10 protein-coding genes are annotated in these 11,878 nt (G+C 71.8%); 7 read left to right on the top strand and 3 right to left on the bottom strand.

Annotated elements, in window-relative coordinates:
• Positions 1 to 7: 7 nt before the first annotated feature.
• Positions 8 to 1,087, bottom strand: a complete 1,080-nt coding sequence (locus C8E87_RS09425; protein ID WP_239080701.1) for an SURF1 family cytochrome oxidase biogenesis protein — start codon at positions 1,085 to 1,087, stop codon at positions 8 to 10.
• Positions 1,088 to 1,189: 102 nt separating this feature from the next.
• On the opposite strand from C8E87_RS09425, the gene C8E87_RS09420 reads away from it, so the two are divergent.
• Together C8E87_RS09420 and C8E87_RS09415 are read left to right on the top strand one after the other, a co-directional pair.
• Positions 1,190 to 2,641, top strand: coding sequence for a cobyrinic acid a,c-diamide synthase CobB (locus tag C8E87_RS09420; protein WP_239080702.1), 1,452 nt, complete (start codon positions 1,190 to 1,192; stop codon positions 2,639 to 2,641).
• Between the two features lie 124 nt (positions 2,642 to 2,765).
• Positions 2,766 to 3,386: a TIGR03086 family metal-binding protein gene (locus tag C8E87_RS09415; RefSeq protein ID WP_243755144.1), complete on the top strand. Its 621-nt coding sequence runs from the start codon at positions 2,766 to 2,768 to the stop codon at positions 3,384 to 3,386.
• Here C8E87_RS09415 and C8E87_RS09410 read toward each other — a convergent pair.
• On the bottom strand, positions 3,383 to 5,608 hold the full coding sequence (locus C8E87_RS09410) for a transglycosylase domain-containing protein (protein WP_133872724.1): 2,226 nt from the start codon (positions 5,606 to 5,608) through the stop codon (positions 3,383 to 3,385). The genes C8E87_RS09415 and C8E87_RS09410 overlap by 4 nt on opposite strands.
• Positions 5,609 to 5,688: 80 nt before the next feature.
• On the opposite strand from C8E87_RS09410, the gene cobC reads away from it, so the two are divergent.
• The 4 genes from cobC (at position 5,689) to C8E87_RS09390 (ending at position 9,785) form a co-directional block, all read left to right on the top strand.
• The gene (gene cobC / locus C8E87_RS09405; RefSeq protein ID WP_239080703.1) at positions 5,689 to 6,741 is read left to right on the top strand and encodes an Rv2231c family histidinol phosphate aminotransferase CobC; all 1,053 of its coding nucleotides are present in this window, start codon (positions 5,689 to 5,691) and stop codon (positions 6,739 to 6,741) included.
• A 167-nt stretch (positions 6,742 to 6,908) separates the two neighbouring features.
• Positions 6,909 to 7,955: a nicotinate-nucleotide--dimethylbenzimidazole phosphoribosyltransferase gene (cobT, locus tag C8E87_RS09400; RefSeq protein WP_438866171.1), complete on the top strand. Its 1,047-nt coding sequence runs from the start codon at positions 6,909 to 6,911 to the stop codon at positions 7,953 to 7,955.
• Between the two features lie 235 nt (positions 7,956 to 8,190).
• On the top strand, positions 8,191 to 9,378 hold the full coding sequence (gene cobA / locus C8E87_RS09395) for a uroporphyrinogen-III C-methyltransferase (protein WP_133872723.1): 1,188 nt from the start codon (positions 8,191 to 8,193) through the stop codon (positions 9,376 to 9,378).
• A gap of 29 nt (positions 9,379 to 9,407) precedes the next feature.
• A complete protein-coding gene (locus C8E87_RS09390; protein ID WP_133872722.1) occupies positions 9,408 to 9,785 on the top strand; it encodes a VOC family protein in 378 nt (125 codons plus the stop codon).
• Here C8E87_RS09390 and C8E87_RS09385 read toward each other — a convergent pair.
• Positions 9,773 to 11,203, bottom strand: coding sequence for an alpha,alpha-trehalose-phosphate synthase (UDP-forming) (locus C8E87_RS09385; protein ID WP_133872721.1), 1,431 nt, complete (start codon positions 11,201 to 11,203; stop codon positions 9,773 to 9,775). The two genes, C8E87_RS09390 and C8E87_RS09385, sit on opposite strands and share 13 nt — an antisense overlap.
• Positions 11,204 to 11,328: 125 nt before the next feature.
• Between C8E87_RS09385 and C8E87_RS09380 the strand changes: the two genes are divergently transcribed.
• Positions 11,329 to 11,874 (top strand): hypothetical protein, encoded by a 546-nt coding sequence (locus tag C8E87_RS09380; protein WP_133872720.1) that lies wholly within the window; start codon positions 11,329 to 11,331, stop codon positions 11,872 to 11,874.
• Positions 11,875 to 11,878: the final 4 nt, after the last annotated feature.

Raw genomic sequence — 11,878 nt, 5'->3', positions numbered from 1 at the left:
GGGCGGTTCAGTCCGGTGTCGAACGGCTGCCGCCGGCGGCGTCGCGGGCCCGATCAGCATCCGTAACACGGTCACCCAGGGCGGCTGCCGCGGCCGCGCGTTCGCGGTCCGCCTCTTCGACGCGGTCCCCCGAGGCGGCGCGGCGGCGGTCGGCTTCGGCCACGCGGTCGTCCGAGGCGGCGCGGCGGCGGTCGGCTTCGGCCACGCGGTCGTCCGAGGCGGCCCGGCGGCGGTCGGCTTCAGCCACGCGGTCGTCCGAGGCGGCGCGGCGGCGGTCGGCTTCAGCCACGCGATCGCCCGCGGTGGGTCGGGCGTCGGAGGGGGCGGACGAGGGGGAACGCCCCTGGGCTTCCTTGCGGGCGTAATACCCGTAGGCCGCCAACGCCATCAGCGCGAACAACCACCACTGCACCGCGTACCCCCCGTTCTGCCACGCGTCCTCGTGGTCGATCGGGATGCGGGTGAAGGCGGCGTCGGCCGCGGGCGTCTGGGTGGTGAGCAGCACGTAGGCCCCGTACACGGGATAGGGCATTTCCGGCGCGAGCTTGGGCACCGAGATCCGCCGGGTGTCCAGCCGCCCGTGACGCCGCTCGATGGGCGCGGGTCGGCTTTCCGACAGGTGCACCTGGCCGACCACCGTCACCATGCCGCCCGGCGCGGGTGGCACCTCGGGCGGGGCGAGGGCCCCGCCGGGGGGTGCCGGCACCCAGCCCCGGTCGACCAGCACGGCCGTGCCGTCGTCGAGGATCAGCGGTGTCACGATCTCGAACCCGACGTCGCCGTCGACCGTGCGACCCCGCGCCTGAATCTCGTGGGCCGGGTCGTAGCGCCCGCTCACGGTCACCTTTGTCCAGGCCACGTCCTTGCCGGGGGCCTCACCGGCCGCACCGGCGGTGGCCGGGCGGGTCAGCACGGAGGCGAGCGGCACGGCGGCCACGGAGTCAGCGGCGTCGATGCGATCGTTGATCGCGCTGCGTTCCTCGTAGCGTCGCAGCTGCCAATTGCCGAGCATCACCATGACCACCGCCGCCGCCACGGCCAGCGCGGCAGCGGCGAGCCAGCGAGGGCTCAGCAGGAAGCGGTACACGCAACGAGGCTACCCGTCGCCCGGGTGGCCGCCGCCCGCGCCGGGTACTGTCCCACTCCGGCAGTCGACAGCAGGCGATACATGCACCCGGGAGAGTCATTGATGAGCGCCCAGCCTCGTCTGGTCGTCAGCGCCCCCGCCTCGGGACACGGCAAGACCGCGATCGCGGTCGGCCTGCTCGCGGCGTGCGCGGCGCGGGGCATCCCGGCGGCCGGGTTCAAGGTCGGCCCCGATCACACCGACGCCGCCTACCTCGGGTTCGCGGCCGGGCGCCCGGGCCGCAACCTCGATCCGCGGCTCGTCGGCGCGCAGCGTATTGCTCCACTTTTCCTGCACGGCTCCGCCGGCGCGCAGATCTCGGTGATCGAGGGCGCGATGGGCCTGTTCGACTCGCTGACCGGCCAGCCCGAGATCGACGGCACCGCCGCCGTCGCCGCCGTGCTGCACGCCCCCGTCGTGCTGGTCGTCGACGTGGCGTCGATGGGGCATTCGCTTGCCGCCCTGGTGCACGGCTTCCGCATGTTCGACGAGATGGTGCACCTGGGCGGGGTGATCCTCAACCGGGTCGCGTCGCCGCGGCACGAGCAGATGCTGCGCACCGCGCTCGACGACATCGGCATGCCGGTTCTGGGCGCGCTGCGCCGCGGCGACCTGCCCAACGTGCTGCCCGCCCGCTCGAACGGCCCGGTGCCGGTGGCCCACCGTACGGTCGAGGCGACCAGGGCCGTGCGCCGGCTGGGCGAGGCCGTCGGCGGCGGTCTGGACCTCGATCGCATCATGGCCCTGGCGAACTCGGCGCCTGCGCTGCCCGGCCCGATCTGGACGCCGGGGGAGGCCGCCGGCGGCGAGGTCTTCGAGCCGCGTCCTGTGGTCGCGCTGGCCGGTGGGCCCGGGGCGCCTTACACGTACGTCGAGACGGCCGAGCTGCTCACCGCGGCCGGCGCCGACGTGGCAGTGGTCGACCCGTTGCGCGACGAGGGCCTGCCCGCCGGCACCCGGGCGCTGGTCGTCGGGGGCGGCCTGCCCGAGGGGTACGCCGAGGAGCTGTCCGCGAACCGCCGCCTGTGCAACGCGGTCGCCCAGTTCGCCGCCGACGGCTGGCCGGTGATCGCCGAGGGGGTGGCGTTGCCGTGGCTGGGCCGTGACTTCGACGGCCGTCCCATGTGCGGCGTGCTCGACGCGTCGGCGGTGACCGGGGAGCAGACCGTGGCCGGTTACCGCGAGGCGACCGCCCCCACCACCTCGCCGCTGGCCCCGGCCGGCGCGCGCATCACCGGTTACAAACAGCACCGGGCGATCGTCACGCCCCGTGCCGGCGCCGTCCCGGCGTGGACGTGGTCGGGCGGCAATCCCGAGGGCTTCGTCTGGCGGCAGGTGCACGCCTCGCAGCTGGGCCTGCACTGGGCTGCCGCGCCCGAGATCGCCAAGCGTGTGGTGTCGGCCGCCGTCTCCGGGCCGGCGCAGCTGCTGCCGCCGGTCCACGTGCGTGCGGCGCCGCGCCAGCCCGAGCCGCAGCCGAACCTCAACGACACGGTGGACATCACCACGTCGTGAATAGCAAGATCGACATGCGGAAATGCACGCCGCCGGGAAGCATCCGTGAAAACGCCCTTCCGCGACGAAGAAACTGTCGCACCCCAGCCGTAACGTGGGGTTAACAGGTACGACGCGAAGGAGGATGGCCGTGGCCGATCGTGTTCCTCTGGATTTCGACCCTCCGGTCCGGGGCTTGCGAGCCTTGCTGCTCGGCATCGACAACGGCGAGTTGTCGAATCCCACGCCCTGTCCCGAGTGGACAGTCGCCACCCTCCTCGATCATCTGATGGGCCTGTCCGTGGCGTTCACCCAGGCCGCCCACAAACGCGTCGACGGTCCCGCCACGTCCTCGGCGCCCGTCCCCTCCGCGCAGCATCTGTCCCGGCACTGGCGCAGCCGCCTGCCGGTCCTGCTGGAAGACCTGGCCAACGCGTGGAAGGATCCGGCCGCTTGGACGGGCACCTCCCGGGCCGGCGGCGTCACCATGCCCGCCGCCGCGCTCGGCCACGTCGCGATGACCGAGCTGATCATGCACAGCTGGGATCTCGCCCGCGGCACCGGCCAGGAATACTTCGCCGACCCGCGCACCCTCGAGGTCCTCATCGAGTTCCTGTCCGAGGGGCCCGCCGAGGGCACACCCGGCCTGTTCGGCCCGGTCGTGCCCGTCGACGACGAGGCCACCCTGCTCGACCACGCGCTGTCGCTGGCCGGCCGTGACGCCAAGTGGCGTCCACCACCCCGCCGCCGGCCGGCCGCCGCCTAGTCGCGATCCTCGTCGTCCCGCTCGTCGTCGTGGTCCCGGTCGCTGTCCCGGTCACGATCCCGGTCGCTGTCCTGGTCACGATCGCGGTCGCGGTCGTGCCAGCGGGAGACCAGGCCGCCCGAGGGCGGGGTGAACTTCGTCTTCGGCTTGCCCTTCAGCGCGTCCTTCAACGTCTCCGCGACCGTGTACTTCGAGGTGGTCGAGCGGCTGGAGCCGACGTTCTTCTCGGGGTTGTCCGGGTCGGCCACGAACGCGGCCGCAGCCAGCTGCGGGGTGAAACCGCAGAACCAGGCGCTCTTGTTGCTGTCGGTGGTGCCGCTCTTGCCGGCGACCGGGCGCCGCAGGACCCCGTACACCATCTCGGAGGTGCCCCAGCCGCCGCAGCTGCCGCGAGCCGCGCCGTACCCGGTGACGCATCGGGCGGCGTCGGTGGCCGCGCGGGCGACGTCGACGCTCACCGCACGGTGACAGCGCGGCGCCGCGACGACCTTCCCCTGGAACGTGGCTTCCTTGCCGTCCCGGGTCCGGATCGAACGTACGGGGAGGGGTTCGCAGTAGTTGCCCTCGGCGGCCAGCGTGGCGAACACGTTGGCCATCTCGATCGGTGTGACGTCGCTGACGCCCAGCGTGAACGCGCCCCACCCCGAGGCGTGCTCGGGCGACGCCAGCTTGCGGTCGATGTCCGTACGCCACCGCAGCCCCAGCCGCTCCGCCATCCGTACCGCCTTCTCCGCCCCGACCTTCTGTTCGAGCTGGACGAAGTAGGTGTTCACCGACTTGCCGAAGCCGCTCCACATGGTCTGGTTGCCGGTCATCGAGGCCGTCGAGTTCTTCGGGCACCAGCGCACGCCGCAGGTCGCCGGTCCGGGCGCGGTGATGTACTTCGAGTAGAACCGCTGCGGGCTGTAGTACGACGTGCTCAGCGGCATGCCCTCGTCGAGCGCGGCCAGCAGGGTGAAGATCTTGAACGTCGATCCGGCCTGGTATCCGGCCATCGTGCCCCCGCCGAGCAGCGGGTTCACCGTGTTCGGATAGTTGCCCTTGAGGTGGCGGTAACGGCTGTGCCTCTTGTTGTCCTTCTGGTCGAGCGAGTAACGCCTGTTCACCGCCATGCTGAGCACCCGTCCGGTGTTCGGCTCGATGATCACCTGGCCGTGCGCGATCCGGCTGCGGCGCTTCTCCTTGTCGAGGATGTGCTTCATCGCCGAGGCCTGCACCTTCGGGTCGATCGAGGTGACGATCCGGTAGCCGCCGCGGCGCAGGTTCTCCTCGCGTTCCATCGGGTTGCGGCCGAACGCGGGTTGTTCCTTCCACCACGACTTCAGGTAGTCGCAGAAGAAGCCCCAGTCGTTGCGCTTGTCGGCGACGCCGATGCAGTCGTTCGGCGGTGAGCTGAGCTTCAGCCTGATCGGCTCCCGCTTGGCGGTGGCGGCTCGTTGCGGCGTGATCGCCCCGATCTTGTGCATCTGGTCGATCACGTAGTTGCGCCGGCTCGTTGCGGCCTGCCGGTCCTGGGTCGCCGGGTCGTAGGCCGACGGCGCCTTGACCAGGCCCGCCAGCAGCGCGGCCTCGTTGAGGTTCAGATCCCGGGGCAGTTTCGAGAAGAAGACCTGCGAAGCCGCGAAGATCCCGTACGCCCGGTGGCCGTAATACGCCGTGTTGAGGTAGCGCTCGAGGATCTCCTGCTTGCTCATGCGCTTCTCGAGCTCGATGGCCATCCGCATCTCGCGCAGTTTGCGCTGGGGCGTCTGCTCGGTCGCCTCCAGCGCCTCCTTCGGCGTCTGGGCGCCGTCCCGCAGAGCCATCCGTACGTACTGCATGGTCAGCGTCGACGCGCCCTGCGACACCCCGCCCGCCTTCTGGTTGGCCACGAAAGCGCGGGCTACACCCTTGGCGTCCACGCCGTTGTGCTCGTAGAAGCGGGTGTCCTCGGACGCGACGATCGCCTGGGTGATGTACGGCGACATCTCGGCGATCTTGATCGGTTTCCGGTGCTCCTCGTAGAACATCGTCAGCGGCGTCTTGCCGTCCTTGGCGTACACGTACGTGGTCTGGGCCGTGGGCACCTCGATCAGCTCCTCGGGCAAGCCCTGCAGAGCCTCGGTGCCCGCCTTGACGCCGAGACCGGCGAGGGCGGCTAGGGGGTAGGCGAGACCGGCGATCACGAGACCCGCGATCAGGCCGGCACGGACGAGGGGAGCGACTTTTCCGGCTGCCACCATATGAAGGTATGGCAAAAGTATTCATGACCGGACGGATCGGCCGAAAGTCCGACGCCGTTCGGGTCCGGCATGCTGAGCCCATGACTGTCGACCTCGGCCATCACGGCGACACGGAGGTGGGCGCCGGGCTGATGGATCTGGCCGTCAACGTGCGCCGCGAGCCCATGCCGGCCTGGCTCGCCGAGCCGCTGCGGGAGTCGTTGGACAGCCTCGCGGCGTACCCCGACGCGACCGGGGCGACAGCCGCCGTGGCGGCCCGGCACGGCCGTGACCCCTCCGAGGTGTTGCTCACCGCGGGCGCGGCGCAGGCCTTCGTGCTGCTCGCGCAGGCCTTGCGGGACGCTCGTCGCCCGGTCGTGGTGCACCCGCAGTTCACCGAGCCCGAGGCCGCCCTGCGCAACGCCGGTCACACCGTCGAGCGCGTGCTGCTGCGCGAGCAGGACGGTTTCCGCCTCGACGCGTCACTCGTGCCGGCCGATGCCGACCTGGTCTTCGTGGGCAACCCGACCAACCCGACCTCGGTGCTGCACCCGGCCGCCGAGATCGCCCGTCTCGCCCGGCCCGGCCGTGTGCTGGTGGTCGACGAGGCGTTCTCGGACACCACCCACCGCGAGGGGGTCCCGGGGGAGCCCGAGTCGCTGGCCACCCGGTCCGACCTGCCCGGCCTGGTGGTGCTGCGCAGCCTGACCAAGACGTGGGGGCTGGCCGGGCTGCGGATCGGCTATCTGCTCGGCCCGGCCGCCCTGCTGCCCCGTCTGGCCGCCGCGCAGCCGCTCTGGGCGGTCTCGACGCCCGCGCTGGCCGCTGCCACGGCCTGTGCCTCGCCGACCGCGATCAAGGCCGAACGGGAGATCGCGTCCCGCCTCGCGGCCGAGCGCTCCTACCTGGTGCAAAGGCTCCGGCACGTGCCGAAGGTCACGGTTGCGGGTGATCCGGCCTCCGCGTTTGTTTCCGTACGCCTCCCCGGCGCCGACAAAGTGCGTCTTGAGCTGCGGGAACGTGGTTATGCAGTGCGCCGCGGCGACACTTTTCCCGGGCTGGGCGCTGATTGGCTGCGGATCGCGGTGCGCGACACTGCCATCACCGACGCCTTCGTCGACACCTTGACCACCGTGCTGGAGGAGCGCCCGTGACCGCCGACCCCGACCAGCAGCCCGCGCCCGCCGATCGGGAGCAGCAGCTCGCGCCCGCCGATCGGGAGCAGCAGCTCGCGCCCGCCGATCGGGAGCAGCAGCTCGCGCCTGCCGACCCGTCCGCAGCCGCCGGTTCAGGGGAGCCGTCCGCCGCCGTCGGGACAGGGCTGGAGGAGGCGCTCGCCGCGATCCGCCCCGCCGACGAGCAGGCCATGGCGGCGGCGCGTGATCATCAGGCGCGCCTGACCAAACCGGCCGGCTCGCTGGGCGCGCTCGAGGAGCTTTCCGTACGCCTGTCCGGCCTGGCCGGTGTCTGTCCGCCGCCGCTGCCCAGCCCGGCCACGGTGGCCGTCTTCGCCGGTGACCACGGCGTGCACGCCCAGGGCGTCTCCCCCTGGCCGCAGGAGGTCACCGCCCAGATGGTGGCCAACTTCGTGGCCGGCGGCGCGGTCGTCAACGCGTTCGCCCGGCAGGCCGGCGCCGACGTGATGGTGGTCGACGTCGGCGTGGCGATCCCGCTGCACGGCGGCGCCACCCTGCTCGACGCGAACGTGCGCCGCGGCACCCGTGACCTGTCGACCGGCCCGGCCCTGACCCGCGACGAGGCGCTGGCCGCGGTCGAGGTCGGCCTCGGCGTCGCCCGCGCGCTGGTCGACTCCGGCGCGAAATGCCTGCTCACCGGCGACATGGGCATTGCCAACACCACCCCCGCGGCGGCCCTGATCGCGGTCTTCACCGGCAGCGACCCGGCCGTCGTGACGGGGCGCGGCACCGGCATCGACGACGCCACGCTCGACCACAAGGTCGACGTCGTCCGCCGCGCGTTGGCTCTGCACTCGCCCGGCCCGGCCGATCCGCTCGGCGTTCTCGCCGCGGTCGGCGGCCTCGAACACGCAGCGCTGACCGGCTTCATCCTGGGCGCGGCCGCGCAGCGAGTCCCCGTGATCATCGACGGGGTGATCGCCGCCTCGGCCGCGCTGGCCGCCGCCGCGTTCGCCCCGGACGCCGCGGCCGCCATGGTTGCCGGTCACCGCTCGGCCGAGCCCGGCGCCACCGTCGCGCTGGCCCACCTCGGCCTGGAACCGCTGATCGACCTGGGCATGCGCCTCGGCGAGGGCAGCGGCGCCGCCCTCGCCCTGCCGGTTGTGGAAGCAGCCGTACGCGTCCTGCACGAGGTCGCCACGTTCGACTCGGCCGGGGTGTCGGAGAAGTAAGCGAAGGCGCCGGAGAAGTAGGCGGCTCTCGCGGTGAGGGCGGAGGCGCCGGGGAAGCAGGCGGCCCGCGCGGTGAGGGCGGAGGCGCCGGGAGCAGGCAGCGCCCGCGCGACGAAAGCGGGCGGCGCCGGAGAAGTAAGCGGGCGGACTCGCTCCGTACGGGAAAAGCGGAAGTATCGGAAGAAATGAGCGGGCCGGAGCTGCCCCGCGCGGCAGAATCGGGAGCGTCGGAGAAATGAGCATCTACCCACTCGGGCTCAAGCTGACCGGCCGTCGCGTGCTGGTCGTGGGCGGCGGCGCGGTGGCCACCCGCAGAGTGCCCGCCCTGCTCGCCGCGGGCGCGGTTGTCGAGATCGTGTCGCCGGAGCTCACCCCGGCCCTGCGCGGCCAGGTCGACGCCGGCCGGCTCACCTGGAGCGAGCGCCGGTTCGTCCCGGCCGACGTCGTGGGCGCCTGGCTGGTGCACGTGGCGATCGACGACCCGGCCGCGGCCGAACAGGTGAGCGCCGCCGCCGAGCAGCACCACGTTTTCTGCGTACGGGCGGACGACCGTGACGCAGCGACGGCCTGGACCCCCGCCGTGACCCGGCACGGGCAGGTCACCGTGGCCGTGACCGACGGCGGCGACCGGCGGCGCGCGATGGCCGTCCGCGATCTCGTCGCCAACGCGCTGGAGAGCAGTCCGCCCGTCGCCGGGCAGCACAAGGGTGTGGCGCTGGTCGGTGCGGGTCCCGGCGACCCCGAGCTGATCACCGTCAAGGGCCGTCGCCTGCTCGCCGCGGCCGACGTCGTGGTGGCCGACCGGCTCGTGCCCGGCCTGCTGCTGGGTGAGCTGCGGCCCGAGGTCGAGTTCGTGGACGCCGCGAAGATCCCGTACGGGCCGGCCGCGGCCCAGGAGGAGATCAACCGCATCCTGGTCGAGCGGGCGATCGAGGGGAAGTTCGTGGTGCGGCTCAAGGGCGGCGACCCGTTCGTCTTCGGCCGTGGCGGCGAGGAGGCGATCGCCTGCGCCCAGGCCGGCGTGCCGGTGCTCGTCGTGCCCGGCGTGACCAGCTCGATAGCCGCGCCCGCGCTGGCCGGCATCCCGGTCACCCACCGCGGCGTCGCCCACGAGTTCACCGTGGTCAGCGGGCACATCCCGCCCGATCACGCCGATTCGCTGGTCGACTGGGCCGCGTTGGCCCGGATGCGGGGCACCCTGGTCGTGCTGATGGGGCTCAAGAACCTGAGCCGGATCGCCGAGCGGCTGATCGCCGAGGGCCGCTCGCCCGCAACGCCCGCCGCCGTCGTGCAGGAGGGCTCCACCAGCCACCAGCGTTCGCTGCGCAGCACGCTCGGCGAGGTCGCGGAGGCGGTGACCGAGGCGGGCATCCGGCCCCCGGCGGTCGTCGTCATCGGCGAGGTCGTGCACGCAGCGGTATAGAACCGTCACTATCGGGGTAGGTCTTCGGCATGGACGAACGGCCGCAGATGACGATGACGGCGGTGGTGCTGGACGCGCCCGACGCTCGTGAACTGGCCGCCTTCTATCAGCGGTTGCTGGGCTGGAGCGCGACCCAGGAGGAGGACGACTGGGTGGTGCTCGGGGCGCCGGGTGGCGGCGCCGGGCTGTCTTTCCAGACCGAGAAGCTCTATACGCGCCCGGTGTGGCCCGCGCGCCCCGACGAACCGCAGATGAGCGCGCACCTCGACATCCGGGTGGAGGAGCTGGAAGCGGCGAGCGAGCACGCCACCCGAGCGGGCGCGACGCTCGCCGCCTTCCAGCCGCAGGAGCACGTACGGGTCTTTCTCGACCCGGCCGGGCATCCCTTCTGTCTTTACGTGGACTGATCCGCCTCGGGCTGGGGCTCGCGGCCCTCGGCGGCCACCTCGAGCGCGTCGAGGAACGTGTGGGCCCACTGCGCGACATCGTGAGTACGCAGGTGACGCTGCATCACACGCATCCGGCGCTTCTGCTCGGACGGCTCGGCCGCCACCGCCCGCAGCAGCGCGTCCTTGACCCCGTCGGGGTCGTGCGGGTTGCACAGGAACGACTGGCGCAGCTCCGTGGCCGCGCCCGCGAACTCGCTGAGCACCAGCGCCCCGCCGGTGTCGGCGCGGCAGGCGACGTATTCCTTGGCGACCAGGTTCATGCCGTCGCGCAGCGGCGTCACCATCATCACGTCGGCCGCCACGTACATCGCCGCCAGTTCCTGCTTGCTGTACGACTGGTGCAGGTAGTGCACGGCCGGCACGCCGACCCGGCCGAACTCGCCGTTGATCCGCCCGACCTCGCGCTCGACCTTGACCCGCAGCGTCTGGTAGTGCTCGACGCGTTCCCGGCTCGGCGTCGCCACCTGCACCATCACGGCGTCGCCGACCTTGAGCTTGCCGTCGGCCAGCAGCTCGCGGAACGCCTTGAGCCGCAGCTCGATGCCCTTGGTGTAGTCGAGCCGGTCGACGCCCAGGATGATCGTCTTGGGGTCGCCCAGCTCGGCCCGGATCTCTTTGGCGCGGGCCTGCACCTTGGGGTCGGCCGCGAGCCGTTCCATCTCCTTGGTGTCGATGCTGATCGGGAACGCGCCCGCCTTGACCTTGCGGCCGTCCACCTGGATCGACTGGCCCTCGTACCGCAGGCCGAGCAGGTGCCGGGCCAGCCGTACGAAGTTCTGCGCCGCGAGCCGCTGCTGGAAGCCGACCAGGTCTGAGCCGAGCAACCCGCGCAGCACCTCGGCCCGGAACGGCATCTGCATGAACAGCTCGATCGGCGGGAACGGGATGTGCAGAAAGAACCCGATCTTGAGGTCGGGCCGCAGCTCGCGCAGCATGGCCGGCACGAGCTGCAGCTGGTAGTCCTGCACCCACACGGTCGCGCCGTCCTCGGCCACCTGGGCGGCGGCCTCGGCGAAGCGCTGGTTGACCAGCCTGTATGTCTCACGCCAGCGGCGCTTGTAGACCGGGGTCTCGACGGCGTCGTGGTAGAGAGGCCAGATCGTCGCGTTGGACTGGCCCTCGTAGTAGCGTTCGAGCTCCTCGGCGCTCAACGGCACCGGGTGGATCCGGATGCCCTCCAGCTCGAACGGATCGGGCGCCTCGCCGGTGCCCCCGGCCCATCCGATCCATGTGCCCCCGTGCTCGGTGAGCACCGGGTGCAACGCTGTGACCAGACCACCTGGACTCGTGCGCCACTGGCGCTCCCCGTCCGGGGTGGTTACTTCATCGACGGGCAGACGGTTGGCGACAACGACGAAGGAACTTCGTTCGGCCACGCTGAGTGCACCTCCGGGTCGTTTCTGTTCCCCCAGTGAGCCTACTGTGCGTAGCAGCACGGGGCGTGCCCAGTCTCTGCCTCCGCCGATGGACCTCGGTGGCGGCCGGGTGCCATTCTGGGCGCGTGACACCGTCCGCTGATCTTTCCCCGCCCCGGCGGCCGATCTTCTTCCCTGTGGTCATTGCCACCGTTTTCCTCACCATCATCGCCATGACCGGCGGGTTCGTGCTGGGCGAACGCCAGCGCGGCAACGACCGTTCGACCGGCGGCGGGGTGGCGACGCTCGGCCCGTCGGACGAGACATCGGCGTCGCCGGCCTTCGATCCGCCCGGTGATTGGTGCCCGCAGGAGACGCGTCTCACTTCGGAACGCACCGGGGGAACGTCCGAGCTCTGGCAGGTTCTCAAGATCTACGCGAGCGACGACGTGTACTGGATCTGCCAGGACCGCGACGGCGGACTGTATTACCAGGGCAAGACGGGCGGCCGGGACGCCCCGCTGATCGAGGGCGAGAACGGGCTCTTCCTGACCGGCGTGGTCCGGGTCGGCGAGGACTCGTACCGGGTCGAGGATCAGAAGGGCAACATCTTCGAGGTCAGCACGAAGCGGTTCCGGCTGATCAGGGCCAGCGGCAAGGTCGAGACCGCATCGGCCGAGGTCGCCGGCTGAGGGG

The sequence above is a fragment of the Paractinoplanes brasiliensis genome, from assembly GCF_004362215.1.
Taxonomy (GTDB): Bacteria; Actinomycetota; Actinomycetes; order Mycobacteriales; family Micromonosporaceae; genus Actinoplanes; species Actinoplanes brasiliensis.
Note: the sequence above shows the minus strand (reverse complement) of the source record. Positions and strands in the feature narration are given on the sequence as shown.